Origin of the sequence: Micromonospora sp. S-DT3-3-22 (assembly GCF_015354745.1) — a bacterium.
GTDB lineage: Bacteria > Actinomycetota > Actinomycetes > Mycobacteriales > Micromonosporaceae > Micromonospora > Micromonospora wenchangensis.
The window spans coordinates 1-26,020 of record NZ_JACGMO010000022.1; the positions used below are offsets into that span (position 1 = coordinate 1).

23 protein-coding genes are annotated in these 26,020 nt (G+C 73.4%); 9 read left to right on the forward strand and 14 right to left on the reverse strand.

The window, feature by feature from the left end; genetic code table 11:
* The first annotated feature begins 28 nt into the window (after positions 1-28).
* The gene (locus tag H1A17_RS09050) at positions 29-463 is read left to right on the forward strand and encodes a hypothetical protein (RefSeq protein WP_145918775.1); all 435 of its coding nucleotides are present in this window, start codon (positions 29-31) and stop codon (positions 461-463) included.
* Here the strand turns inward: H1A17_RS09050 and H1A17_RS09055 are convergent.
* The 3 genes from H1A17_RS09055 to H1A17_RS09065 are packed head-to-tail and all read right to left on the reverse strand — an operon-like array spanning position 426 to position 3,396.
* Entirely contained in the window at positions 426-1,697 is a 1,272-nt protein-coding gene (locus H1A17_RS09055) for a glycosyltransferase family 4 protein (protein ID WP_194821634.1), read from the reverse strand. The genes H1A17_RS09050 and H1A17_RS09055 overlap by 38 nt on opposite strands.
* A gap of 5 nt (positions 1,698-1,702) precedes the next feature.
* On the reverse strand, positions 1,703-2,653 hold the full coding sequence (locus H1A17_RS09060) for an NAD(P)-dependent oxidoreductase (RefSeq protein ID WP_194821635.1): 951 nt from the start codon (positions 2,651-2,653) through the stop codon (positions 1,703-1,705).
* Complete coding sequence (locus H1A17_RS09065) at positions 2,650-3,396, reverse strand: sugar transferase (RefSeq protein ID WP_309236740.1); 747 nt, start codon at positions 3,394-3,396, stop codon at positions 2,650-2,652. Before H1A17_RS09065 ends, H1A17_RS09060 begins: the two co-directional genes overlap by 4 nt.
* Positions 3,397-3,670: 274 nt before the next feature.
* On the opposite strand from H1A17_RS09065, the gene H1A17_RS09070 reads away from it, so the two are divergent.
* The 3 genes from H1A17_RS09070 to H1A17_RS35535 are packed head-to-tail and all read left to right on the forward strand — an operon-like array spanning position 3,671 to position 7,210.
* Positions 3,671-4,714, forward strand: a complete 1,044-nt coding sequence (locus H1A17_RS09070) for a polysaccharide biosynthesis protein (protein WP_145918771.1) — start codon at positions 3,671-3,673, stop codon at positions 4,712-4,714.
* On the forward strand, positions 4,711-5,700 hold the full coding sequence (locus H1A17_RS09075; RefSeq protein WP_228543199.1) for an SDR family oxidoreductase: 990 nt from the start codon (positions 4,711-4,713) through the stop codon (positions 5,698-5,700). The genes H1A17_RS09070 and H1A17_RS09075 overlap by 4 nt, the downstream gene beginning before the upstream one ends.
* Before the next feature lie 55 nt (positions 5,701-5,755).
* Positions 5,756-7,210 (forward strand): O-antigen ligase, encoded by a 1,455-nt coding sequence (locus tag H1A17_RS35535; protein WP_145918770.1) that lies wholly within the window; start codon positions 5,756-5,758, stop codon positions 7,208-7,210.
* Between the two features lie 60 nt (positions 7,211-7,270).
* Here H1A17_RS35535 and H1A17_RS09085 read toward each other — a convergent pair whose 3' ends face one another.
* The 4 genes from H1A17_RS09085 to H1A17_RS09100 are packed head-to-tail and all read right to left on the reverse strand — an operon-like array spanning position 7,271 to position 12,142.
* Positions 7,271-8,524 (reverse strand): glycosyltransferase, encoded by a 1,254-nt coding sequence (locus H1A17_RS09085; protein ID WP_145918769.1) that lies wholly within the window; start codon positions 8,522-8,524, stop codon positions 7,271-7,273.
* Positions 8,525-8,529: 5 nt separating this feature from the next.
* A complete protein-coding gene (locus tag H1A17_RS09090) occupies positions 8,530-9,732 on the reverse strand; it encodes a glycosyltransferase (RefSeq protein WP_145918768.1) in 1,203 nt (400 codons plus the stop codon).
* Positions 9,717-11,189 carry a lipopolysaccharide biosynthesis protein gene (locus tag H1A17_RS09095; protein ID WP_194821637.1) on the reverse strand — a complete coding sequence of 491 codons (1,473 nt, stop codon included), beginning with the start codon at positions 11,187-11,189 and terminating at the stop codon, positions 9,717-9,719. Before H1A17_RS09095 ends, H1A17_RS09090 begins: the two co-directional genes overlap by 16 nt.
* On the reverse strand, positions 11,186-12,142 hold the full coding sequence (locus H1A17_RS09100) for an NAD-dependent epimerase/dehydratase family protein (protein ID WP_194821638.1): 957 nt from the start codon (positions 12,140-12,142) through the stop codon (positions 11,186-11,188). Before H1A17_RS09100 ends, H1A17_RS09095 begins: the two co-directional genes overlap by 4 nt.
* Positions 12,143-12,380: 238 nt before the next feature.
* On the opposite strand from H1A17_RS09100, the gene H1A17_RS09105 reads away from it, so the two are divergent.
* On the forward strand, positions 12,381-14,411 hold the full coding sequence (locus H1A17_RS09105; protein ID WP_194821639.1) for a hypothetical protein: 2,031 nt from the start codon (positions 12,381-12,383) through the stop codon (positions 14,409-14,411).
* 19 nt (positions 14,412-14,430) lie between these two features.
* On the opposite strand, the gene H1A17_RS35300 is transcribed toward H1A17_RS09105, so the two are convergent.
* Together H1A17_RS35300 and H1A17_RS09115 are read right to left on the reverse strand one after the other, a co-directional pair.
* Positions 14,431-14,937 carry an acyltransferase gene (locus H1A17_RS35300; RefSeq protein ID WP_305070092.1) on the reverse strand — a complete coding sequence of 169 codons (507 nt, stop codon included), beginning with the start codon at positions 14,935-14,937 and terminating at the stop codon, positions 14,431-14,433.
* A gap of 145 nt (positions 14,938-15,082) precedes the next feature.
* Positions 15,083-16,288 carry a glycosyltransferase family 4 protein gene (locus H1A17_RS09115; protein ID WP_194821640.1) on the reverse strand — a complete coding sequence of 402 codons (1,206 nt, stop codon included), beginning with the start codon at positions 16,286-16,288 and terminating at the stop codon, positions 15,083-15,085.
* A gap of 253 nt (positions 16,289-16,541) precedes the next feature.
* Between H1A17_RS09115 and H1A17_RS09120 the strand changes: the two genes are divergently transcribed.
* Positions 16,542-17,258 (forward strand): acetyltransferase, encoded by a 717-nt coding sequence (locus tag H1A17_RS09120; protein ID WP_309236743.1) that lies wholly within the window; start codon positions 16,542-16,544, stop codon positions 17,256-17,258.
* Here H1A17_RS09120 and wecB read toward each other — a convergent pair.
* Both wecB and H1A17_RS09130 read right to left on the reverse strand, forming a co-directional pair.
* Positions 17,187-18,302 carry a non-hydrolyzing UDP-N-acetylglucosamine 2-epimerase gene (wecB, locus tag H1A17_RS09125; protein ID WP_240762938.1) on the reverse strand — a complete coding sequence of 372 codons (1,116 nt, stop codon included), beginning with the start codon at positions 18,300-18,302 and terminating at the stop codon, positions 17,187-17,189. The two genes, H1A17_RS09120 and wecB, sit on opposite strands and share 72 nt — an antisense overlap.
* 61 nt (positions 18,303-18,363) lie before the next feature.
* Complete coding sequence (locus H1A17_RS09130; RefSeq protein ID WP_145918760.1) at positions 18,364-19,605, reverse strand: glycosyltransferase; 1,242 nt, start codon at positions 19,603-19,605, stop codon at positions 18,364-18,366.
* Between the two features lie 180 nt (positions 19,606-19,785).
* Between H1A17_RS09130 and gmd the strand changes: the two genes are divergently transcribed.
* Genes gmd through H1A17_RS09145 form a run of 3 tightly spaced genes read left to right on the forward strand, consistent with a single transcriptional unit; the run spans position 19,786 to position 23,119 of the window.
* Complete coding sequence (gene gmd / locus H1A17_RS09135) at positions 19,786-20,799, forward strand: GDP-mannose 4,6-dehydratase (protein ID WP_145918759.1); 1,014 nt, start codon at positions 19,786-19,788, stop codon at positions 20,797-20,799.
* Positions 20,796-21,998, forward strand: a complete 1,203-nt coding sequence (locus H1A17_RS09140; RefSeq protein ID WP_145918758.1) for a glycosyltransferase — start codon at positions 20,796-20,798, stop codon at positions 21,996-21,998. Before gmd ends, H1A17_RS09140 begins: the two co-directional genes overlap by 4 nt.
* A complete protein-coding gene (locus tag H1A17_RS09145; RefSeq protein WP_194821641.1) occupies positions 21,995-23,119 on the forward strand; it encodes a DegT/DnrJ/EryC1/StrS aminotransferase family protein in 1,125 nt (374 codons plus the stop codon). Before H1A17_RS09140 ends, H1A17_RS09145 begins: the two co-directional genes overlap by 4 nt.
* Before the next feature lie 103 nt (positions 23,120-23,222).
* Here H1A17_RS09145 and H1A17_RS09150 read toward each other — a convergent pair whose 3' ends face one another.
* Genes H1A17_RS09150 through H1A17_RS09155 form a run of 3 tightly spaced genes read right to left on the reverse strand, consistent with a single transcriptional unit; the run spans position 23,223 to position 25,929 of the window.
* On the reverse strand, positions 23,223-24,500 hold the full coding sequence (locus tag H1A17_RS09150) for a hypothetical protein (RefSeq protein WP_194821642.1): 1,278 nt from the start codon (positions 24,498-24,500) through the stop codon (positions 23,223-23,225).
* Entirely contained in the window at positions 24,497-24,628 is a 132-nt protein-coding gene (locus tag H1A17_RS35060) for a hypothetical protein (protein ID WP_255470154.1), read from the reverse strand. The genes H1A17_RS09150 and H1A17_RS35060 overlap by 4 nt, the downstream gene beginning before the upstream one ends.
* Entirely contained in the window at positions 24,625-25,929 is a 1,305-nt protein-coding gene (locus H1A17_RS09155) for a hypothetical protein (RefSeq protein WP_145918755.1), read from the reverse strand. Before H1A17_RS09155 ends, H1A17_RS35060 begins: the two co-directional genes overlap by 4 nt.
* Positions 25,930-26,020 lie beyond the last annotated feature (91 nt).

The following is a 26,020-nucleotide window of genomic DNA, read 5'->3' on the forward strand; positions in this document are numbered from 1 at the left end:
GGGGCGGCGGTGGGCGTACCGTCGCGGCATGGATGGTGACGGCGGTCCGCAGTGGCGGGAGCGGCAGCAGCGGGCGGTCCGGGCGCACGCGGCGGCCGACGCCCGCCAGCGCGACGGCGAGCACGCGCAGGCCGAGGAGCTGGTGGCCCGGTTCACGGCCGAGGCGACCCGGCGCGGGCTGCGCACCACCCGGCTGGTGGCCCGGGGCTACGACGGCCGGGGCCGCTACCGGACCGGGCTGACCGGTTGGTACGTCGACCGGGCCGGCCTGCGCGCGGTCGCCGTCGACGGCCGGTTCTACCTGCTCACCGTGCCGTCGGGCGTACGCGCCCGGCTGTTCGGCGTCGACGTGCCACCGGCCCGGCCACCCCTGGTCGTCGGGCGCGGCGGACGCGACGGTGAGTCGATCCCGCTGGCCGACCTGCTCACCCGCCGGCTCGCCGCCGCCGACGACTGGCCCTGAACCCCGGGTCCGCCACCATCTCGCACAGGGTCCGCTCGACCCGGTCGGCACCGACGGCGACGGAGAACATCCGGTCGTAGTGCGCCCGGCCGGCCTGCCCGAGCAGTTCCAGCTTCTCCCGGCCCAGGCCGCAGACCTCACGCAGGGCGTCGGCGATCGAGTCGGGGTCACCGGGCCGGGCGGTGATCCCCGCGCCGCTGTCCCGGGCCACCGCGGCGGCGTCGCCCTCCGCGGCGACCAGCAGCGCCCGCCCGGCGGCGAGGATCGCCTGCACCTTGCTCGGCATCGTGTACGCGGACATGCCGCCCCGGCGCAGGCTCACGTAGTGGACGTCCCCGGTGGCCATCAGCGCGGGCATCCGTTCCCGGGGCAACTGCCCGAGGAACCTGACGTTGGACGCGCCCACCGCCGTGGCCCGGCGGCGCAGCCGATCCTGCGTGGTGCCGGAGCCGGCGATCAGGCAGACCAGCCGGGGATCGACGGTACGGGCGCAGGCGTCGATCAGCGAGTCGAGTCCCTGCGCCTCGCCGAGCGCACCCGCGTACACCAGCACCACCTGGTCGGTGCGGAGCCCGAGTTCGGCGCGCAGGTCGGCGGCGCGGACGCCCAGGGTCTCGTCCGCCCACACCGGGATGTGCACGAGCTTGTCCCGGGGCACACCCCGGTCGGCGAGCAGGTCGGCGGCACCGGGTGAGACGTGGGCGACCCGGGAGGCGCTGCGGTACATCGCCGCGCACCAGGCGGCCATCCCCCGCTCGACGGTCCGTGACGCCCGGCCGGTGCCGAGGAAACCGCTCGCGACCACGCTGTCCGGCCACAGGTCCAGCACGTGCAGCAGCACCGGCACCCGGTGCACGTAGCGGGTGAACCACATCGGCAGGGCGACGCTGATCGGCGAGTTGCCGACCCAGAGGGCGTCCAGGCCGCGCAGCGCCGGGGTGCCGGAGACCAGCGCGGAGACCGCGAAGGACCCGTAGTTGGCCACCCGGCGCAGCGCGGAACGGTCGTGGCTGGGATAGAGGGCCACCCGGCGGATGCGGGTCGCGCCGTCGACCTCGTCGCGGCGGCGGGCCAGCCGGTAGCCGGGGGCCAGCCGGCCCGTCGGGTAGTTCGGGAACCCGGTGAGCACCCGGACCTCGTGCCCCCGTTCGGCGAGGGCACGGGCGAGCATCCCGGGCAGGGCCGCCGGGCCGGGCTCCGGGTCGAACCACTGGGTGAGCAGACCGATCCGCATCCGCCTCACCCCGCCGCCACGCCGGCCACCGGCCGGTCCGACCGTTCGCCGTGCCGGTCCGGCCGTTCGCCGTCGGCCCGCCACAGGGCGCGCAGCGATGCGGTCAGGTCGTAGGCGGGGGCCCAGCCGAGCACCCGGCGGGCGCGTTCGACGTCGGCGCACATCCAGGGCACCGCGGCGGACCGGGTGGCGTCCGGGGGGAAGCCGCCGGGACGGATCCCCCCGGTGAACCCGGCCACGTCGGCCAGCAGCCGGACGACGTCGCGGGTGGCCGTAGCCCGCCCGCTGCCCACGTTGACGACCCGTTGCGCGCCGACGGGGGCGCACCGTGTCGCGGCCAGCACCGCCGCCGCGACGTCCCGGACGTCGACGAGGTCCCGGTAGGTGTCGTGCAGCCCCAGGGTGATGGCGTCCGCGCCGTCGGCGGTGGCCGCCCGGACCATGGCGGTGGCCCGGGCCAGCATGTTGCCCGCCGGCATCCCCGGCCCGACCGGGTTGAAGACCCGCAGCACGATCGTGTCGAGCCGGCCGGCGTCGCCCGCCAGCTCGGCCAGCCGGGTCGCGGCCAGGTGGCTGAGCCCGTACTCGCTCACCGGTGCCGCCGGATGTTCCTCCGTGACGGCCAGACCGTGGGGCACGATGCCGTACTCCGCCGCCGAGCCGATCCGGACCAGCCGGGCACCGGGCGCGGCGACGGCCACCGCCTCGATCAGTTTCGCGGTCGTCACGACGTGCGCCTGCACGAAGTCGGGCCCGGAGCCGACGATGCGGCCCGCGGCGCTCACCACCACGTCGGGTCGTTCCCGGGCGACCAGCGCGGTCAGCTCGGGCAGCTCCATCCGGGCCGGGTCGCACCGGGCGCGGGACGGGGCCCGGACGGTGCCGTGCGCGGCCAGCGCGGCGTGGATGTGCCGGCCGAGGAATCCGCCCGCGCCCAGCAGCAGCACCCGGTTCATCGGCGGGGCACGACATCCCGGGCGTCGGCCGACGCCCGGGACGCCCGGTCGGCACCCGACGACGGCACGGCGGACCCGTCGCCGCCGGACGGCGGCGCGGCGGGGGACGGCGCGTTGCCGGTGAACTCGTGCCAGGTGGCCGCGCCGGGGGCCGAGATGCCCTCCCGGGCGAGCACCACCCGGACGGTGGTCAGCAGGATCCGCAGGTCCAGCAGGAAGGACCGCCGGTCGACGTACTCGACGTCGGAGGCGAACTTCGCCTCCCAGCTCAGGGCGTTGCGCCCGCGTACCTGGGCGAGGCCGGTGATGCCCGGCCGCACGTCGTGCCGGCGGGCCTGTTCGGGGGTGTAGAGGGTCAGGTACCGCACGAGGTGCGGGCGGGGGCCGACCACGCTCATCTCGCCGCGCAGCACGTTCCAGAACTCGGGCAGTTCGTCGAGGCTGCTCGCCCGCAGCCACCGGCCGAACCGGGTGAGGCGTTGCGCGTCGGTCACCAGCCCCCGCTGCGGGTCGGGGTGGCGCATGGTGCGGAACTTCACCACCTCGAACAGCTCGCCGTGCAGGCCGGGCCGGGTGTGCCGGAACAGCACCGGTCGCCCGTGGGTGACCAGCACCAGCAGGGCGACCAGCGCCAGCAGGGGCGCGCCGAGGGTCAGCACGACCAGCGCGCCGAGCACGTCGAGCAGCCGCTTCCAAGGGTCGTACGGTCGGCGGGTCGACGGGTCGGTTTCCCGTCCGGTCACCGGGCCGGCGTCACCGGCGCGCGGCTGTGCCGCAGGGGCAGCAACTTTGGACATGGAACAGACCTACCACTTTCCGGGCGGCCGGCCCGCCGTTTCACATCTGCCGCACCGGCGGGTCGACAATGGTCGCCGCGAAGCACCGCGCAAAACGTGAAACGTGATTGTTCCTCCCTTTACCGGAAGCGCGCACGGTCTCGTTATCGCAACAGTATGGTCACCATTGACGAGATCGTGATCCCCGAGGATGGTCCGACGGGAAAAGGCAGGAGGAGATATGCTTTCCTCGCTTGCGGACAGGCGTTTCCTGGTCACCGGGGGCACTGGTTCGTTCGGCCAGACAATGGTTTCCCGACTACTCGACGCCGGTGCCGCCGAGGTACGGGTCCTCAGCCGGGACGAATCGAAGCAGGACGCGATGCGCCACCGCTTCGGCAACGACCGGGTCCGCTACTACATCGGTGACGTGCGGGACTACGACAGCGTGCTCAAGGCCGCCCGGGGCATGGAGTTCGTGTTCCACGCCGCGGCGCTGAAGCAGGTGCCCTCCTGCGAGTTCTTCCCCCTGGAGGCGGTCCGCACGAACGTGCTCGGCAGCGCCAACGTGGTGGACGCCTGCGAACGCGTCGGGGTGGAGACGCTGGTGCTGCTGAGCACCGACAAGGCCGTCTATCCGGTCAACGCGATGGGCATGACCAAGGCGCTGATGGAAAAGGTGGCGCAGGCGCACTCCCGCAACAACGCGGCGGCCCGCACCCGGGTCTGCTGCGTGCGCTACGGCAATGTCATGTACTCGCGCGGATCGGTGATTCCGTTGTTCATCGACCAGATCATGCGCGGCGGCCTGCCGACGGTCACCGACCCGTCGATGACCCGTTTCCTGATGTCGTTGCCCGAATCGGTGGAACTGGTGGAGCACGCGTTCACGTTCGGCCAGCCGGGGGACGTCTTCATCCGCAAGGCCGACGCCTGCACCATCGGCGACCTGGCCACCGCGTTGTGCAACCTGTTCGGGGTGCCGGCGAAGTTCACCGTGCTCGGCATCCGGCACGGGGAGAAGCTCTACGAGACCCTGGCCAGCCGGGAGGAACTCGCGTTCGCCGAGGACCTCGGCGACTTCCTGCGGGTGCCGGTGGACAGCCGCGACCTCAACTACTCCCTCTACTTCGAGGAGGGCGACGTCGAGCACGGCGGGCTGGCCGACTTCCACTCGCACAACGCCCGCCGGCTGTCCGTACCCGAGATCGAGTCGTTGCTGATGACGCTGCCCGAGGTACGCGCGCAGGTCGCGGCCGCCGCACCGGCCGTGGTGACGAGTTGAACGCGACCACCGACCCCACCCGCCCGGACCGGGTGCCCCGCCGCCGCACCGACCAGCAGGCCGCCGACCCGGCGCGGCGGGTCCTCGTCGTCGGCGTCACCGGCATGCTCGGGCACGCCGTGCTGCGTGAACTCGCCGACGATCCGACGCTCGACGTACACGGGCTCGCCCGCGGCATCGACGACGACCGGGCGGGCTGGTATCCGCCGCACCTGCTGGCCCGTATCGTCCCGGCGGTCGACGTGACCCGGTTCGACGACGTCCGACGTCTCATCGACGAGGTGCGGCCGGACGTCGTGGTCAACTGCGTCGGCGTCATCAAGCAGCGGCCCGACGTGCAGGACGCGGTGCCGACGGTCACCCTCAACGCGCTCCTCCCCCACCTGCTGGCCGACGCCTGCGCACAGGTCGGCGGCCGGCTCGTCCACGTCAGCACCGACTGCGTGTTCTCCGGCCGGCGGGGCGGCTACCTCGAGGACGACCTGCCCGACCCGCCCGACCTCTACGGCCGGTCCAAACTGCTGGGCGAGGCGACGGGGGCGTCGGCGCTCACCCTGCGCACGTCGATCGTCGGGCACGAGCTGACCACCCGCCGTTCCCTGGTGGACTGGTTCCTCTCCCAACGGGGTCAGGTGCGCGGCTTCACCAGGGCGGTCTACAGCGGGGTGACGACCGTGGAGTTCGCCCGGCTGCTGCGCACGGTGGTCCTGCCCCGGCCGGAGCTGACCGGCCTCTACCACGTCGCCGCCGAACCAATCACGAAATACGACCTGCTCCGGCTGGTCGCCGAGGTGTACGGGTGGCCCGGTGAGCTGGTGCCGGACGACGGGTTCGTCTGCGACCGGTCGCTGCGCGCGGACGCCCTCGCCCGCGCCACCGGTTACCGTCCACCGGGCTGGCCGGACATGATCACCGCGCTGCACGCCGCCCGGGCACGCTGGGCGCCCGACCCGGCCCGGCCGGGCCTGGCGGGCGTGCCGCGCTGAGGCAGCAAACGACCACCGCCGGCACAGCCGGCCTGTCGGAGTCGAAGGACATCACGTGGGGAACCGAGTGGGTCAACTGTGCCTGGTCGTCGGGGCGGTCATGGCCGTGGTGGTCACCACCGTCGCCAGCGTCACCGCCCCGCTGGTCGCGGTCGGCGCGGTGGCGCTGCTGCTGCTCGCGCTGTTCGCGCTCGCGCAGCAGATGGACGGCTGGCGCTGGCTGCTGGGCCTGACCATGGCGCTGCTGGTCTGCGCCTCGTCCAAGCTGCCGGCCCTGGTGGAAGCCAGCTTCTATCCCCGGTACGCGGCGGTGGCCGCCCTGATCGTCTGGGCGCTGGGCGCGCCGGGCCGGACGGTGGCACGGGTCGACCCGTGGACCCGCCTGCTCGTCGGCGCGCTCTGGGCGATGGCCGGCCTGGCCACGCTGAGCTTCACCTGGTCGGTGGTGCCGTTGGAGACCCTGCAACGGGGCGTGGCGCTGCTCCTGCTGGCCGCGCTGGTGCACGTCCTGGTACGCCGCCGGTGGCCCGACCGCGCGGTCATGCTGGCCGACCTGCGCATGGTCTACCTGGTCCTCAGCGGCTCCGCCCTGATCAGCCTCGGCGTCGGGTTCACCGACGGCACGCTCCTCGCCGCGCTGTCACGGACCGACCGGTTCGAGGGCCTCTACAACAACCCCAACATGCTCAGCATCGTCTGCGCCCTGACCACACCGCTGGGCTGGGCCGTCTACCGGCAGTCCCGCCGCCGGGTGGACCTGCTCGGCATGGTGCCGGCCGTCGCCTGCCTGCTGCTGTCGCAGTCCCGCACCGGCCTGATCGCCGTACTCGCCGGGGCCTGCTGGGTGGTGCTGCGCAACGGGCTGGGCCGGATGGTCCGGCTGGGCGCCGGGCTGGCCATGGGACTGCTGGTGGCGTACCTGTTCAACCTGTTGCCGGTCCTGTTCGCCAGCCCCTGGATGCGGCAGCTCGTGCTGCGCTTCACCGACCCCACCGGCGGCGACCTGTCCAACGGCCGCACCGAGATGTGGCAGGCCACGGTCGACCTGTGGTGGCAGAACCGTCCCACCCTGGGCTTCGGGTACGCCTCCCGCAACCACCTGTTCACCCTCGCCAGCCTCGACGAGTCCTTCGGGACCGGGGTGAGCGTGGTGCACAACAGCTACCTGCAACTGCTGCTGGAGCTGGGGCTCGCCGCCGTGGCGCCGCTGGTGCTGCTGCTGCTGGCCGTCGGACGGGTCGCGCTGCGCGCACCGGTGCGCCGGGCCGACTCCGGGCTGGTCTGGCTCGTCGTCACCGGCCTGCTGATCCAGATCACCGAGTCGGCCATCTTCGGCACCGGGCAGACGTACCCGTACGTGTTCTGGTGCGTGGCCGCCGGGGTGCTGCTGCACCTGCCCGGCGAACGCGCCGACGCCGACGAACCGGGGGCGGACCCGGCGGCGACCCCGCCGTGGGTCGGCGTCCCGGCCGACGAGCCCGCCCGCCAACCGGTCCCGGCCCTGCGCTGAGGTCACGCCACGGTGGGCGTCCCGGTCGGGACGCCCACCGTGGCGTGTGTGCACCCCGGTTCAGCGCCGGTCGTCGGCCACCAGGAAGGCGCTGACCTCGTCGCGCCAGGCCCGGTGGTCGAACGACCCGCGGGCCCGCGACCGGGCGGCCCGGCTCATCGCCGTCCACTCCTCGTCGCGCAGCCGCAGCGCCCGCTCGACGCCCCACCGCACGTCGTCCGGGCCGTTGCCGTCGAGCACCAGCCCCTCGACACCGTCGTGCACGTGGGCGGCCAGGTCGCTGGTGTGGTTGAGCAGCACCGGGCAGCCGGCGGCGAGACTCTCCGGCACCTTGGACGGGAAACCGTTGGCCGCGTACCCGCCGGTGGGACGGACCAGCATCGAGAAGTGCGACTCGGCGAGCAGCGTCAGCACCGTGTCACGGGGGACCCGACCGAGGAACCGCACCTCGGCCACGATCCCGTCGAGGATCGAGACGTCCAGGTCGGAGTGGGTGGCGGCGTCCTCGCGGGTGACCCCGGCGATGGTCAGGCTGACCCGTCGCTGCTGCGCCGGGGTGAGCCGGCTGATCCCGCGCAGGATCACGTCCAGCATGTCCTTGCGGCCGGGGGTGCCGGCGTAGAGCAGCCGCAGGCCGGTGGAGAGCGCGGGTGGCCGGGCCACCGGGAAGTCGTCGCAGTCGACCTGCGGCGGCACCACCAGCACCGACATGCCGTGCCCGGCGAGGTAGCCGGCCAACGTGGTGGAGACCGCGGTGGACCGGTCGACCAGCCGGGTGGCCAGGAACGTCGACCAGCGGTGCCGGACGTAGTACGGGGTGAGCCACCCGTGACGGAACTGCCGCCGGTCGTGGCGTTCGCTGGCGTCGACCACCACCGGGCAGCGCAGCGCGAGCCGCAGGACCGTCCAGTTGCCCAGCGTCATCAGCGCCATCGGGAGCAGCACCACGCTCACGTCGCCCCGGCGTACCCCCTGCCGGCGGGCGGCCCGCAGCACGCGGACCGGGCGGGCCAGCCGGGCCGGCAGCCGGGTGAGCCGGTGCCGGCCCCGCACGCGCAGGGTGACCAGGTCGACGCCGGCCGCCCCGGGTGGCCGGGCGGGGAAGGGCAGCTCGCAGGGCCAGTCGTTGACGACAAGCGTGCGGGTGCCCTCGGGCGCGGCGGACCTGGCGAGTTGCAGCAGCCGGTTGGAGGTGGCGTCGCCGTGCGGGAAGGCGTACGCGCCGACGAGCAGCGGACGCGGTGGGCCGGTCCGCCCGGTCGGCCCGCCGTCCGGCAGGGGTCGCCGACCTACGACCACGGTCTGATCGTTCATCTCTCTCACCGTCCCGAGCCGACCGGTGGCCGGCTGCTCTCTCGTGGTGTGCGGTCCCGCCCGGGGTGGGCCGACGCCCACCGGTGGTAGATCTCCAGGTGGGTGCTGGCCGCCGTGTCGATGGCGAAGACACTGTGGACGAACCGGTCGGCGGCCACGGCGGGGGCGGTCGACGCGGTGTACGCCGCCGCCCGGCCCACCGCCCGCGCCCACACCTGCGGCGGGGCGTCGACCCCGACGACGGTCACGCCGGGCAGCCGCTCGTCGATGAAGCGCACGCCCGGCAGGTCGGCGGCGACCGTGCCGATACCCAACGCGACGGGCTCCAGCACGCCCCCGGGCAGCCCCTCCAGGCAGGACGGGTGGACGACGACGTCGGCCTGCCGCAGCAGCCCGCCCACGTCGTCGCGGGGGCCCAGCAGGTGCACCCGGTCGCCGAGCCCGGCGGCGTCCGCCGCCGCGCGGACCCGCTCGTCGTCGGCCCGGTCGCCCGGTCCGACGAGCACCGCGTGCGCGGACACGCCCCGGTCGCGCAGCGCGGCCAGGATCGGCGGCAGCAGCCAGCGGCGTTTCTCGGGCGACGCCCGGCCCACGGTCACGCAGACCAGGTCGGTGGGTCCCGCGCCGATCAGCGCCCGCAGGTCGTCGGGGCTGGGGCGGCGGAGCCGGTCGAGGTCGAGCCCGTTGAGCACCACCCGGCACCGGTGGTCGTCGCGCCAGCACGGGTGGTAACCGAACGTCAGCGAGCTGGGCGAGACACCGAGGATGTCGGTGGCGCAGATCCGCAGCAGCCGCCCGCAGATCCACCGGTAGACCCGGCGGCGCAGGGTGCGGGGCCGGTTGTCGTCGCCCCGGAAGTGCGCGACCCGCCCGGGTACGCCGCCCAGCGCGCCCAGCGCGAGCGGCACGCCGGAGAAGTTGGCGCAGTCGGCGTGCACCACGTCCGGGCGCAGCCGACCGAGCAGCCGCAGGAACCGCAGCGGGAAGCGCGGGTCGAGGGGGATCGCCGTGACGCTGCCGCCGTGCCGGGCGACCACGTCGGCCAGCGGCCCCGGCCCGATCCGGTCGCTGAGCGTCACCAGGTGCAGGTCGACGCCGCCGGCCGCGAGCCGGGGCAGCAGTTCGGCGGTACGCATCTCGGTGCCGCCGAAGTTCAGCTCGCCGACGACCCGCAGCACCCGCAGCCGGCCGGTCACGACGGGCCGCACCGGGCCAGCGCCCGCCGGTAGCCGACCAGTGCGGCCGGCACCATGGTCGACAGGTACGCGACACAGGCCGCCGCCGGCAGCCCGGCCAGGCCGAACTGGCGCAGCCCCCACACCTTGAGCACGGTGGCCAGCACCAGGAACGCCGCCCACCCGACGAACTGCGGCCGGAGCAGGCCGATGCTGTTCTGCACCATGATCAGCGGGGAGGTGACCGCGACCAGCAGCGACCAGCCGGCCAGTCCGACGAGGACGGGCAGCCGGATCGTCGACCGGTCGACGGACCCGAGCCAGAGGGCGATGAGCCGGTGACCGGTCCCGACCAGCGCCAACCCGACCGAGCCCACCACCACCCCGTAGAGCAGCACCATGCGCCGGGTGTTGCGGCGTACCCAGGCGACCTCGCCACGGGCCAGGGCGGCGCCGTTGACCGGCCAGACCGTCATGCCCACCAGCCCGACGAAGACCCACAGCACGCCGAACAGCTTCCCCACGACCGCGTAGTGCGCCGCCGCCGCGAGCCCCAGCACGTTGGCGACCAGCGGGTTGTCCACGTTCAGCGCGATCGACGACATCGTGGTGAGCGCGAAGAACTGCACGCCCAGCCGGAGCAGGCCGACGACGGTGTCCCGGTGCACGAGTCGCGGCCCCGGCCGGTGGGCCGGTGGGCAGGACCAGAAGTAGGTGACGGTGTTGAGCAGGTTGGTCACCGGCACGGCCAGCACCGCACCGGCGACGACCGTAAGCGGTGGCCAGCCGGCGGCGATGGCGGCGAGCACCACGGCCAGGGCGGCCAGGGCGCCGGCCGACTGCCAGGCGTTGCTCTGCACCATCTGGCCACGGGCGTACTGCACCCGCTGGACCAGCGAGAGCGGGATGTTGACGACGAAGGCGCCGAAGCAGAGCAGGACCAGGGTGGGGGTCTGCGCGGCGACGTCCGGGTCACCGACGGCGAACAGCTCCACCCAGGGCACCACCGGCGTCACCACCAGTAGGGCGGCCAGCAGCAGCACCGCGACCACGCCGAGGGTGGCGAACGCGCCGGAGATCTCCCGGGCCTGCTGGCGGGGGTCGTCGGCGAGTTGACCGAGCCGGGTGAGCAGCCCGTTGCCCAGCCCCAGGTCGGCGAACCAGGCCATCCCGGTGAGCGCGGTGATCGCCATCCACAGGCCGTACCGCTGCTCGCCGAGGTACCGGAAGCAGGCGGGGGTCATGACCAGCGGCGCGGCCAGGCCGATCCCCTTGGCCACCATCGCGGTGGCGATGCCCACCGTGACGGTCCGGTCCCGGCCGGGCCCCGATGCCGGGGCCGGGGGGCCAGCCGGCGGCGCGGCGGTGGTGGTGGGCGTGCCGGCTGCCGTCGCGCCGGCTGCCGTCGTGGCGGTGGCGGCCGTGCTCCCGGCGGCCGTCGCGTCGGCGGGGACCGTGCCGGCGGCGGCCCGGCCCACGGCCCGGGTCACCGGAGGGGGGCGGGGGCGACGGCCAGCCGCTCGGCCATCCACTCGGCCGTGGCCCGCAGCCCCTGCCGGCGGTCCACGGGGGTGACGTCCGGGAACAACTCCCGCAGGGTGGTGTTGTCGGCCAGCGAGTGCGGGACGTCCCCGGTACGCGGGGCCACGTGTTCCCGGGCGATCGGCCGGCCGAACAGCTCCTCCAGCTCGTCGAGGACCTGGAGCAGGCTGGCCCGCGCGCCGAAGGCGAGGTTGACCGGATGCGGGTGGTGCACCCGGCGGCGCACCGCGTCGAGGATGACCTCGCAGACCGTGCCCACGTAGGTGAAGTCGCGGGACTGGCTGCCGTCGCCGTGCACCTGCACCGGCTCGCCCCGCAGGGCGGCGTGCGTGAACCGGGGGATGACGGCCGCGTACGCGTGGTCGTGGCGCTGCCCGGGGCCGAACACGTTGAAGAACCGGAACGCCAGCGTGGGCAGCCCGAACGATGCCTGGTGGGCCAGCGCGTACGCCTCGGTGGCGAGCTTGCTGGCCGCGTACGGGCTCATCGGTCGGGTCCAGGTCAGCTCCGCCTTGGGCAGCGCCGGGTTCATCCCGTACACCGACGAGGAGGAGGCGATCAGCACGTGCCCGACGTCGTGCCGGCGGGCCGCCTCCAGCACCATCAGCGTGCCGGTGGCGTTCGCGTGGTGGGAGGCGAGCGGGTCCCGCAGCGACCGGGGCACGCTGGGCAGCGCGGCCAGGTGGACCACCGCCTCCCGGCCCGCCATCGCCGCGTCCAGGGCCGCCGGGTCCAGGATCGACCCCTCGACGAGGTCGACGTCCAGCCCGTCGAGGTTGCCCCGCAGCCCCACCGAGAAGTCGTCAAGGACGCTGACCTCCTTGACGGCCGGCTCGCGCAGGGCGGCGCGGGCCAGGTTGGCGCCGATGAAACCGGCCCCACCAGTAATCAGAATGCGCATGCACGACCCCCGAGTACGCACGTCGCCTGTTTGTCGAGCAGATGTGCAGCACATTACGCCGGAAAAGGGAATTTAGTCCCATAAAGGACAAACATCGCGTTCGTCGGCCCGGAGTGGCCCCACCGAGGTCCCCCGAACGGCCGGTGGTGCTGTCCGGGAACCGACCGACAACCGCTTCCAGCTGCACAAACGCGCACAGTGACAGCATCGTCGCGGGTTTCCGGTGGAGGTGTGAGGGATGGCTGAACTGATCGTCTACCGGTCCAACGCCCTGATGTCGGTCAGGTCGCGGTTCGACGCCACCCGGGACGTGGTCATGCCCGTCAACCTGGCGTACGCCGAGAGCATGGTCGGCCTGTGGCACTCCGGCCTGCCCCAGGTGAGCCTGGTGCCCTCGACCGCGACCGACGCCCAGGTGTGGCCGGTCATGTCCGCCGTCGGCACCCGCATCCACGACACCTCCGACGACAACTGCCCGATCAACACCGGCTGGTCGTACGTCGGCGGCAACCACGGCTACAACGTCGGCAACCAGATCGTGGTGACCAACCACGGCAAGACGACCGCCGACGTGGGTTCGCAGTGGAGCGACGGGGCCCGCATCTTCACCCTGCTGGCCGTCACCAACGCCAACAGCCTGCTGTTCGGCAACCCGTACACGGTGGTGGACGGCATCGCGCAGGGCGCCCGGGTCAGGCCGGCCGGGCCGCTCACCCACGTCTCGGGGGCGACCAACCGGACCACCGTGCCGATCACCGGTCTCACCCCGGACGTGCAGATCCGCCCCGCCACCCACTCGCACACGGTCGCCGTCGAACTCGACGGCCGGCCGGTGCCCGACGGCCGGTCGACGGGCCTGGAACTGGTGATCCGGGAGTCCTACGTCATCCCCTCCTACCAGGGGATGATCGACACGGCACGGGCGAAAGTCGGCACCCCGATCGCCACGATCATGCCGGGGATCCCGTCGCTGTGCCGGATCACCAACGTCTACCGCTGGTCGCCCGGCGGTGGCCTGCTGGTCACCCAGACGGTGACCGCCCTGACCCGGTTCACCCTGAACGCGGGCGTCACCCAGTGCGCGCCGTTGACACCGGTGACCGGCGGCTCCCGCCGGCAGTTCATGCCGAACGTGGGCGTGGCCGGCGGCCTGAACTGGTCGGTCTGGGCGAACATCGACACCCTTGCCGCGCTCACCGACATCACCCCGGCGGCCCTCACCGACCGGACCATGCCGGCGAGCAGCATGACCCAGTGGGTGGTCAGCGGCGGTGGTGTGCAGCAGTGGGGCATCGCCGTCGGATTGCTGCCGGTCGCGGACGGGACGCCCACGGTCCGGGCCCGCTACACCACCGCCAAGAGCTGGTTCATCAGCTCGAGCCTGAAGAAGAACTACCCGCAACTGGTGTGGGGGCGGACCCTGGCCGCCGGTGAGTCGGTCACCGGCACCGCCTACCGTCGCTACCTGGCTCCACCCTCGACCGCCACCGAACTCGTCGTCTCCGCCGGCGACGACGACTTCGTGGTGATCGAACGGGTCGGCACGGTCGCCCAGGCCGAACTGGCCGCGCCGCAGCTGTTCCACCGGCTGCTGGTCCCGGTGGGCCCGACGAACCTCACCGTGCCCGACCGGGTCACCGTCGCCGGTGTGCCGTACGCCGTGCCGGTCTCCCCCGGGTACGGGATGTGGCGCGCCGACCCCGACGGGGCCCTGCCGGAGCCGCTGCCGGGGGCGTCCCTGGCCCGGGGAGGGTACTTCCTCGTCCGGTCCGGCCCCACGGTGGAGAGCACCTGCACCGGTGCCTACCAGCGGCTGCTGCTGCACCCGTTCTTCCTGGCCGAGCCGACCCCGGTCGACCGGGCCTGCGTGGAGGTGACCCGGGTCGGCACCGGCGTGCTGCGCCACGGCGTGTACGCCCACGATCCGGCCACCGGCCGGCCCGCCCTGCTCGGCCCGGTCGCCGACTTCGGCACCGTGGCCGTCACCACCGTCGGGGTGAAGGAGTCGGTGCTGGGCGCGCCCGTCCTGCTGCCGGCCGGCTGGCACTGGTACGGGCAGGTGTGGCAGGTCAGCGGCGGCACCGCGCCGACGGTGCGGGCCAGTGGCGTCGGCTGCGCCACGACGCTGAGCCTGGGTTCGACGGCGGCGGCGATGACCGGGGACCGGTTCGGCTACGACGTGACCGCGGTGACCGGCGCGCTGGGGGCGATCACCATCGCCGGGGTACACCAGTTCCCCCCGCCGCAGGTCGCCTACCGGCGGGCCTGACCCGACGGCCGGGCCGGCGTCAGCCGGTGGGGACGCCGTAGATCCGCTTCATCGCCTCGTGCTTGGCCGGGACGGGCAGGTGCCCGATGCCCAGCGACTTGGCCCGCAGCCGTTCGAGGTACTCGTCGGTGGTGCGCACCGGCCGGGCCGGGACCCCGGCCGCCACGGTGTTGTCCGGCACGTCCCGGGTGACGACCGAACCGGCCCCGATGACGCACCGGTTGCCGATGGTGACGCCGGCCAGGATCATCGCGCGCATGCCGATGTAGACGTCGTCGCCGATCGTGATCGGCGCGGTCCAGTCGAGGTCGGGATACTCCCTGCGGAGGATCAGCGTGCCACCGTCGTGGGTGATGAACTGCACCTCGGAGGTGACGTAGACGTTGTCGCCGATGGTGATCAGCCAGGGTTCCGAGCCGAACATCGCCCGGTTGACCCCGTAGAACCTGACCCGACCGGTGAGGTTGACGCCCAGGGACCGGACGAACGCCTCGGGGTCGCGGGACGCGGCCAGATGGTCCCGCACGCGCCGGGCCATCGTACGAACACGACTGGGCACTGACTGTCCTCGATCGCAGGAGGCGGCTGGAGGCCACCGGACCGGGGCATGTGCTCCCGGTCACTGGGGAAACGAGTCGGGTCCGGCCACGGTGACGCCGGCCCGGACGGGATCAGTGGCAGAACTGCCGGGCGTGTTCCAGCACGTTGGGTTCCCGGCGGCGCTGCCGCCAGCGCCGGTACCGCCGCCCGGCGGTGGCCTTGGCCTCGGCCCGTTGCTCGGGCGTCCGGTCGGCGAGCAGGTCGAGGGCCCGGCTGAGGCCGGCCGCCGTCGCCGGTCGGACCACCATCCCGCCGGTGTCGGCGATCAGGTCGCTGAACGGCGTGTTGTCCGAGCAGACGACCGGGCAGCCCGCCGCCAGGCTCTCCAGGATCACGTGGCCGAAGTTCTCGCCGAGGGTGGGGAAGAGGAAGGCGTCGTACCGGCTGAACGTCGGCATGACGTCCGCCGCCGCGAGTTCGCCGAGGTACCGGACCCGGACGTGCCCCGGCATGGCCGCGATGACCCGTTGGCAGCGCGACCAGTAGTGCGGGTCCTCCGGCGGGCCGAAGATGTCGAACTCCACCGGCCGGGTGGTGCCGGCCACCGCCTCCAGGGCGGTGCAGAGGTTCTTCATCGGCGAGATCCGGCCGACGAAGACCAACCGCAGCGGGCCGTCGTGCGCGACGACCGGTGGCGGCGGGTCCGCCGGGATCGGGCTCTCGTTGCCGTTCACCATCACCTGCGCCCACGGCAGGTTGGCCCGGATCTGCCGCTCCTCCAGCCCGCTGCACGCCTGCCAGCGCACCCGCAGCAGTCGCAGCAGCGGCGCCCACAGCGCCAGGAAGATCCGCTTCTTGGCCGCTCTGATGGCGAGGGCGCCGGGCGACAGCTCGCCGCGCGGGGCGACCAGGATGGCCCCGACCCGGGCCAGGCGCAGCGCCACCGCCAGGATCGCCAGCACCGAGAACAACGACCAGATGCTGTTGACGTAGAGCAGGTCGACGGGGCGGGCCCGGACGTGGCGGACCAGCCGGGCCCAGTGCCGGGGTGCCCACGGATTCAGGTAGAAGACGGCGGACCGCCCGTCGCGTCGCAGCAGCCGTCCGGACAGACCGGGGTACGGTGCTGACGAGCCGAGGTCCCGGTCCCGGGTGACCAGGGTGACGTCGAGGTCCCCCGGCAGGGTGTCCAGGATGAACCGCAGCGAGCGGATCGGGCCGCCGCCCCGGAAACCCGGCTCGAACACCCCTGCGGTCGCGACCACCCGGTAGGTGCCCACGGGCCGTCGTGGCGTGCCGGCGACGTCCAGGGAGGGCAGCCTTGTCAACTTCTTCACCTTCGGTCCACCTTCACTGTGCCGTCCGAGGAACGGCGTCCCGTAGGAATGTCTGCGGTGCACGGACGGCGACGGGGAGGGGCGGCCCGTGCCGGAGATCGCCGTCGAGGGGAAGGGCGCGTCCGCGGGCCGTGGACTCGACCCGTGCCGCCGCTCACGCCGGGCGGACACCGGTGGAGCCGCGCGGGGGTGGCGGGCGGAGCGCGACCGGCGCTCTCCGTGGCCGAGGGGGCAACGGTTGACCACCGGTGTAGTGATCGTAGGCGCGGGCGGGATGGGCAGGGAGATGTTCGGGGTAATTCGCCTGCTCAACGCCCAGGCGGTCGGTGCGCGGCCGTGGCGGGTCCTCGGCTTCGTCGACGACTACCCGACCGAAGAGAACGTGGCCCGGGTGCGGCGGCTCGGCGTCCCCTTCCTCGGCCCCACCCACTGGCTCGCCGTCGGTCCGGCGGGCCTGACGGTGGCGCTGGGCGTCGGGCATCCCCGGCTGCGCCGCGAGACCGACCGGGCCCTCGCCCGGTACGGCCTGCCCGCCGCCACGGTGGTGCACCCGGCTGCGGAGATCGGGCCGGACTGCGTCATCGGGGAGGGGCTGTTCGCGGCCGGCGGGGCCCGGGTGACGACGAACGTGGTGCTGGGCCGCCAGGTGCACCTCAACCAGAACTGCACCGTGGGGCACGACACTGTGCTCGGCGACCACGTCTCGGTCAATCCGCTCGCCGCGGTCTCCGGCTACTGCCGGCTGGACGACGGCGTCATGGTGGGCACCACCGCCGCCGTCCTGCCGGGACTGCGGGTCGGCCGGGACGCCGTGGTGGGCGCGGGCGCGTGCGTCACCCGCGACGTCCCGGCGGGCACGGTGGTCACCGGGGTGCCCGCCCGGCCGGTGGTGCCGGACTCAGCGGCGGATGCCCGCCCAGTCGTGGTGCCGGCGCACGGTCGACAGGATGAAGTCGACCACCCGGCGTGAGGTGTCCGGCACCCGGTAGTCCGGCGGGCAGTCGACCGGACCGGCCGCCACCTGGTCCACCACGACCCGTACGCCCTCCACCACGCCGGCCGGGTCGAGGCCGGTCATCACGATCGCCCCGGCGTCCAGCGCCTCGGGGCGTTCGATGGACTCCCGCAGGGTCACCGCCGGGAAGCCGAGGATCGCCGCCTCCTCGCTGACGGTGCCGCTGTCGGACAGCGTGCACCGGGCGTGCCGTTGCAGGGTCACGTAGTCGAAGAAGCCGAACGGCTCGTGGAAGGTGATGCCGTCCAGGAGCGTGCCGTCGACGGCGAGCACCTCCAGCCGCTTGCGGGTACGCGGGTGGGTGGAGACCAGCAGCGGCAGCCGCCACTCGTCGCGAACCGCGCACAGGCAGTCCAGCAGCCGGCGGAGCCGGTCCGGGTGGTCGACGTTCTCCTCCCGGTGGGCGCTGACGACGAAGTAGCCGCCCGGTTCGAGGGCGAGCTGCGCCAGGATGGCGGACCGTTCGATCTGCGGCAGGTAGTGGTCGAGCACCTCCCGCATGGGTGAGCCGGTGTGCAGGATGCGGCGGGGGTGCAACCCCTCGGCGAGCAGGTTGCGCCGGGCGTGCTCGGAGTAGACCAGGTTGAAGTCGGCGACGTGGTCGACCAGCCGGCGGTTGGTCTCCTCCGGCACGTTGAGGTCGAAGCAGCGGTTGCCCGCCTCCATGTGGTAGACGGGCACCTTCATCCGCCGGGCCATCAGCGCCGCGATGGCGCTGTTGGTGTCGCCGAGCACCAGCAGCGCGTCCGGTCGCAGCTCGCCGATGGCCTGCTCGGTGCCGACCAGCACCGCACCGAGCAGGCTGCCGAGCGAGCGGGTGTCGGCCCGCAGGAAGCGGTCGGGCGGGCGTACGCCCAGCTCGGTGAAGAAGATGTCGGACAGCGCCGGGTCCCAGTTCTGTCCCGTGTGTACCAACGTGTGCTGCACGGTCCGGTCCAGCGTGTCGATCACCCGGGCCAGGCGGATGATCTCCGGCCTGGTCCCGACGACGGTCATCACCCGGGTCAAGGACGCCTCCTCGTGGTTGGTTTCGGTTGTTGGGTGGGCGGTTCGGTCGCGGTCACGACGTCCGGCCCTGCGGGGGCACCCGGTGCGGCGGTTCGTCGACCGCCTGCCACGCCAGGTCGAGCACGCTGGCCCGGGGCCGGCCGAGCCGCCACCGGCGGTAGGCCTCCCCCGCGCTGAGCCGGGCCGCCCGCCGCTGGGTGGGCGGGGCGCTGGCGACCCGGTTGAGCAGCGCGCCCAGCGCCGCCGACGTCAGCTCGGTGAGCACCTGCCCGCCACCGTCGCGCAGCACGGGCGTCCACGGCGTCCGGTCCGAACAGATCACCGGGCAGTACGCCGCGAGGCTCTCCGCGACGGCGTTGCCGAAGTTCTCGCCCCGGGTCGGCAGGACGGACGCGTCGTACCGGGCGAACGTCGCGCCGACCTGCCCGGGGGGCAGCTCACCCCGGTAGCTGACCACCGACGGGTCCGGCAGGGCCGCCCACAGTTCCCGGCACCGTTGCCAGTACCTCGGATCCTCGACCGGGCCGTAGATGTCCAGCCGTACCGGGGCCCGGACGTGGGCGAGCGCGGCGAGCACCAGGTCGAGGTTCTTCATCGGAGAGATCCGGCTGATGAAGACCAGCCGCGTGTGGTCGGTGACCGGCAGTTCGGCCGGGGCGGGGTGCGGCTCGGGGCCGGCGGCGATCGCCACCACCCCGATGCGGGCCCGGGGCAGCACCCGGCGGATGTCGGCGACCTCCTGCGGTCCGGTGGCGTGCCACAGCACCCGGGGGCCCCGCAGCATCCACCGCCAGCCGGCCAGGAACACCCGCTTACGCAGCCGGTGCAGGCCGAGGGCGGCCGCGCCGAACTCGCCCCGGGGGGCCACCAGGATGCGCTCCGCCCGCAGCAGGCCCAGCCGGGCCGCGACGATGGGCAGGACCGAGAAGACCGACCAGACGCTGTTGACGTAGAGCAGGTCGAACCGCGCCGAGCGCAGCGAACGCCAGAGCATCCGCCAGTGCGCCGGGTGGCGTACGCCGAGATAGAAGACGTCCGTGCGGCCCCGGCGTGCCCAGGTGCCGGACAGGCCGGGATAGGCGGCGGGGGCACCGAGGTCACGGTCGCGGGTCAGCAGGATGGTGGACACACCGGCGCTGGCCGTGTCGAGCACGTCGGAAATGGAGCGGACGGGCCCGCCCGCTCGCCAGCCGGGGCTGAAGTAGCCCGCCGTGACAAGGACCCGAAAATTTCTCTCCTCGGCATTCGCCAACCGTTCGTCGACTTCCGTCGCGGGGCTGGTTTCGCCGGCCATCCTCGCTCCTCGCTGAAGACACGAAACTGAGTGACTCAACGAGCGACCGTCATTTTCGTGACTGCACCACACAATTTATGGAATTCGTCGAACACCACCCCAAAAAGCATGATCACCTGCCCGGTAGCCGGTATAAGGAAGTCGCGCGCACAAAATCCGAACCGGCACGAGAGGACTCCCATGTCGCGAGTGGCACTCATTTCCGGCACCACCGGCCAGGACGGTAGTTATCTGTCCGAGTTCCTGCTCGACAAGGGCTACACGGTGCACGGGATAAAGCGAAGGTCATCCTCGTTCAACACCGAACGGATCGACCGGGTCGACGTCCATCCCCGCGACGGCGAAGCGCGTCTGTTCCTCCACTACAGTGACCTGTCCGACCCGGCGTCGTTGACCGCGCTGATCCGCGACATCCGGCCGGACGAGATCTACAACCTCGGCGCGCAGAGCCACGTCCGCGTCTCCTTCGACATCCCCGGCTACACCGCCGACGTCACCGGGCTCGGTGCCCTGCGGATGCTGGAGGCGGCCCGGGCGGCCGACGTCGACTGCCGCTTCTACCAGGCGTCCTCATCGGAGATGTTCGGTTCCGCCCCGCCCCCGCAGCGCGAGGAGACGCCGTTCCACCCCCGCAGCCCGTACGCGTGCGCCAAGGTCTACGCCTACTGGACGGCGGTCAACTACCGCGAGTCGTGGGACATGTTCTGCGTCAACGGCATCCTGTTCAACCACGAGAGTCCCCGGCGGGGCGAGAACTTCGTCACCCGCAAGGTCACCCGCGCGGTCGCCCGGATCGAGGCCGGCATCCAGGACCGGCTCTACCTCGGCAACCTCGACGCCGTCCGGGACTGGGGCTACGCCCCGGAGTACGTCGAGGCGATGTGGCTCGCCCTGCAACAGGACACCCCCGACGACTACGTGGTGGCCACCGGCGAGGGGCACTCGGTGCGCGAGTTCGTCGAGGCCGCCTTCGACCGGGTCGGGCTCGACTGGCAACGGTACGTCGAGATCGACCCCCGCTACTTCCGGCCGGCCGAGGTCGACGCGCTCATCGGTGACTACACCAAGGCCCGGCGACGGCTGGGCTGGGCACCGAAGACCCTCTTCAGCGACCTGGTGCGGATCATGGTGGACGCCGACCGGCAACTGCTGGAGGACGAGCGGATGGGACGCCTGGTGCGGGTGGACCGATGAGGATCACCGTCGAGGCCACCCCGATCCGGCCCGGCCACGCCGCCGGGGTCGAGGCGTTCACCTACGGCCTGCTCACCGGCATGGTCGCCGACACCTCCTGCGAACTGCGGGTGAACGTCCTGCGAGGCACCCTGGACCAGTGGCGCGACCAGGTGCCCGCCGACCGGCTCGGCTGGGCCGAGGTCGCCCAGCCGCTGCGCTCGGACACCGTCCCCGGGCAACTGCTGCGCCGGTGGACACCGACCCGGGTCCGCGACTCCCTCGCCGTACGCCGGGCGGTCAACGCGGTCCGGCACCGCTCGGTGCCCCGGCAGCGCGGCGCGGACGTCACGCTCTACCCGTTCCACAGCGCCCCGATCGGCACCGGCCCGTCCGTCGTCGTCGTACACGACCTGCGGCACCTGCGGGCCGCGTTCCACTCCCCCGGCTTCGCCGCCGTGGTCCGGGAGAACGTGGCCCGCGCCGACGCCGTGGTGGTGACCTGGCCGCACCCGTACCGGGAGACGCTGCGGCTGTTCCCCGAGGCGGCGGAGCGGACCGCGCTCATCCCCACCCCGACGTTCCAACCCGCGCCCGCCCGCGCCGCCGCGCGCCCCGAACCGGGCCTGCTGCTCTACCCGTCCTCCACGGCGACCCACAAGAACCACGCGACGCTGCTGGAGGCGATGGCGCTGCTCCCGCAGTGCCGGCTGATCTGTCCCGGCCCGCTGGTCGAGCCCGAGGCCAGCCGCCTGCTCGCCCGCGCCGCACAGCCCGACCTGCGCGGCCGGGTGTCCTTCCCCGGGTTCGTCACCCTCGACGAGCTGAACGCCCTCTACGCCCGCGCCGACGCGGTGGTCATCCCGTCGCTGTGGGAGGCGGCGAGCGGCGCCATGCTGGAGGCGTTCAGCTGGGGCCTGCCCGTCGCCTGCGCCGACGCCGAGCCGCTGCTGGCGCAACTGGAGTTCACCGGCGCCGAGGCGGCCGTCTTCTCGGCCACCGAGCCCGCCTCCCTGGCCGAGGCGGTCTACCGGCTGCTGGCCGACCGCGCGCACTACGCCGCCGCCGCCCGGCACGCCGACGGCCGGCTGGCCACCCGCACCTGGACGGCGACCGGCGGCGACTACCTCGACGTGCTGCGCTGGGTGGCCGACGGCCGGCCGGGACCGATGCCGCGCTCGGCGTTCGCCACCGAACTGACCGGGGAGGAAACCTCGTGAGCCTGACCGACGACCGCTATCCGGTGGCCCGTCCGAGCCTGTCCGACCTGGAGGAACGGTACGTCGTCGAGGCCGTGCGCAGCGGCTGGGTCTCCTCCCGGGGCCCCTTCCTCACCGACTTCGAGGACCGCTTCGCCCGCCGGTGCGCCGCCGGCACGGCGGTGGCCACCGCCAACGGCACGGTCGCCCTGCACCTGGTCCTCGCCGCCGCCGGCATCGGTCCGGGCGACGAGGTCATCGTGCCCGCGCTGACCTACGTGGCGACCGCGAACGCCGTCGCGTACTGCGGGGCGCGGGCGGTCTGCGTGGACGTCCTGCCGCAGAGCTGGTGCGTCGACCCCGCCGCGGTCGCCGCGGCGATCGGGCCACGGACCCGGGCGGTCGTCGCCGTCGACCTGTACGGCCACCCCGCCGACTATCCGGCCCTGCGCGCGCTGTGCCACCGGCACGGCCTGCTCCTGGTGGCCGACGCCGCGGAGTCCTTCGGGGCCACGGTCGACGGGGAGCCGACCGGTTCCCTGGCCGACGCCACGACCTTCTCGTTCTTCGGCAACAAGGTGATCACCGCTGGCGAGGGCGGCTGCGTGACCACCTCCGACGCCGCGCTGGCCGAGCGGATGCGGCTGCTGCGCAACCAGGGCATGGACCCGCAGCGGCGGTACTACTTCCCGGTGCTGGGCTACAACTACCGGATGACGAACCTGGCCGCCGCGCTGCTCTGCGCCCAGCTCGACCGGGCCGACGAGATCATCGCCCGGCGGGACGCGGTGATCGCCGGCTACGAGACGCAGCTCGCCGACGAGCCGGCGCTGTCGGCCCAGCCGGTGCTCGCCGGTGTCCGCCGCGCGCCGTGGATGGCCTGTTTCCTGGTCGGGCCCACCGGGGACGACGCCTCCCGGGACGCGCTGGCGCTGGCGCTGGACCGGCTCGGTGTGGAGACCCGGCCCTTCTTCGTGCCGATCCCCGAGCTGCCCGCCCACCACGATCCGGCGGCACACTGCCCGGTGACGGTCGACCTGAGCCGGCGTGGCATCAACCTGCCCACGTATCCGGAGCTGACCGAGCCGGGGGTGAAGACGGTGGTGGAACGCGTCCGCGCCGCCCTGGCGGCCGTCGGCTGAGCCGCCGTCCCGCGCGGCCCGTCCGCCGACCCCGCGCCCGGCTCACCCGCCACCCGGTCCCGCGCCGGTCCACCCGCGTCCGGCTCACCCGGGCCCGCCCGGCTCACCCGCCTCGTGGGACCGGGTCGAGCCGGCGGTGGGCCGGCGCGCGGTGGGTCGCCCGGTGGCGCAGCAACAGCAGGTAGCTGCCGGCCCAGGCGACGGCGCTGACCAGGGCGAGCGCCGCGAGCGCACCGGCCGCACCGGTGGCCCCGAACAGCACCGCCGCGACGACGACCACCGGCACCCGCAGCCCACCGAGCAGGACGCCGAGCAGGATCGCCCGCCGGCTCGCCTGTTCCACCCGTAGCCCGGCGAAGCCGACGGCGGCCGGCACCGCGAACAGACTCTCCAGCGCGAGCAGTACCAGCAGGCTGCGGGCCAGGTCCCAGTTCGCGCCGAGCAGCACCGTCCCGACCGCGTCGGGCAGCAGGGCGACCGCCGCCGTCATCGGCAGGACGCCGGCGGCCACCAGCGCCGTGAGTCGTACCGCCGCCCGGGTCCGCACCGCGCGGGACTCGGCGCGGCTGCGGGCCAGGTGCGGCAGGATCAGCGTGGCGGCGGTGGACAGGACCAGGTTCACCGGCCCCAGCAGGGTCCGCCCGGCGCTCAACTCGCCGACCACCGCGGTGCCCGCGAAGGCGGCCAGGGCGGTCAGCGCCAACTGCGCCGATCCGGTGGTCAGCAGGAACTGCGCGCCGAACCCCACCGCGACGCGGGTCTCCGCCCGGCCGACGCGCCAGCCGGGCCGCACCATGTACCGGCGGCGGATCGCGACGACCACACCGATGAACCCGCCACCGCACGCCCAGAGGGCGAACACGTACGGCGCGTCGAGCAGCCGGAACAGGCCGGCGAGCGCGGCGCAGCCGGTGACCGCCGCCCAGGCGGCCTCCTGGGCCAGGGCCCCGGCCGGTGCCCCGAGGCCGACGGCGATCGCCTTGGTGTAGTCGTAGAGCACCAGACCCGGCAGGGCGAGGCCCGCGCACACCAGATAGGACGAGCCGTACGCGATACCCGCCGCGCCGAGCGCGAGGCCGCTGACGGTGCCGAGCAGGACGGCCCGCCGGGCGGCGGGAGCGGCCCCCGTGCCGGCCGCCAGGGTCGAGTCGGTCACCACGCTGCGCACCAGCCCGGAGCCGAGGACGTAGAACGAGAAGGCCAGGGCGAACTGCCCCACTCCGCCGATCGACTCCAGCCGGGTGACGGTGACCGCCAGCAGGAGGTTGCCCCCGCTGGACAGTCCTCCGACGAGCAGGGCGAGCAGGGCACGGCGACCGGTCCGGGGTAGGCCGGGCACACCCCTGCGGCCGGCCGGGCGGGCACGGACCCGGACGGTCACCGGACGGCACCCGCCAGCCGCCACCGCGGATCGGGACGCCCGATGGACACCGCGTACGGGGCGAGCACCGGGAAGCTGACGGGATAGCAGCGCAGTAGCCCACCGACCAGTTCCCGCTGACGTCTCACCCGGACCCCACGCCCCGGGCGGGTCGGGCGGGCACCCGGCCGGGAAGGCTGCGGGTCAGCCACAGCAGGAAGAAGACCGTCAGCGCCGACACCACGTGTTGCACGAACCCGATCATCGAGTCGGGATAGGTGCCGGACCAGAGCAGCGCGTCGGAGAACACCAGGCAGACCAGGCTCAACCGGGCCGGGCCGGGCCGGCCCCGCCAGCGCAGCAGCAGCGCCACGAACCCGGCCCAGAAGGCGTGCACGGCCACCACCCCGTCGGGACCGTCGAAGAACCACATGTTGCCCAGCAACAGGAAGTTGGAGGCCGACGTCCGGCTACCGCCGAGGTACTGGTTGATCTGTTGTCCGGTCGTCAGAGCCGGCCGGTCGGGGTCCAGAAGCCGTGGTACCAGACCGTACCTGAGGTAGTCGACGCCCTCGGGCTGGCCGAGGTCGACGGGAACCTCCGTCTCCGCGACGACCGTCAGTTGCCGGTCCAGGCGCATCCGGTCCGTCGCGGTGACCGCGTCGTCCACCGCGACGCCCTGGTCCTCCCGTAGCCCGTTGCGGTAGTCGAACATGGCGGGCCACAGCAGCACCAGCATCAGCGTGCCGACCATCAGGTACCGCAACCGGAACACGCCGCAGACCACCCCGGCGGTGACCGCGAAGAAGACGAAGGCGATCAGTGGCGCCGTGAGGGCGGTCAGCACGGTGACGACGGCCTTGGTGGCGACGAGCGCGCCCAGCCAGCCGTACAGCTTCACCTTGGACAGGTAGCCGCCGAGGTGACTGGCGACCAGCAGCGCGAACCCGAGCGCCGCCCAACCGGAGAACAACTTGGTCAGCGCCACCATCGGCGTGTCGGACATGTCCCCGGAGATCTGCGCGACGAGGTTCCCCGCCCCGAGGTGCGCTCCCAGTAGTTCGGCCGCGATGCTGACCAGCACGACCAGGCGGGCCACCGGATAGATCCGGGGGTACCGGGCGGTCGCCTGGCGCATGCCGCGCCGCCACTGCGGATCGGGCCGCCCGAGGAGCAGACAGAACGTCTCCACGGTGACGGTGCCCAGCAACGCCAGGCCCACCAGGAACACGATGAAACCGGTACGCGGGTTGTCATTGATCACCGCCATCGGCAGGATCAGCAGCGCGTACGGGGCGAGCACCAGGAAGCTGACCGGATAGCAGCGCAGCAGCCGACCGACCAGTTCCCGCTGGCGTCCCCACGACGCGGTACGGGCCGGGGACGCCGTCCGGAGTTCGACGAGGTCGGTCCCGGAGCCGGGGGGAGAGACCGTCCTGGACCAGGTCATCGTCCGCCCCCTCCCATTTTCGGTCGCCTCATGCGCAACGAACGAGTCGCGGCTCACGAAACGCCCCGGAGGAAAACTGCGGGCACCGGGG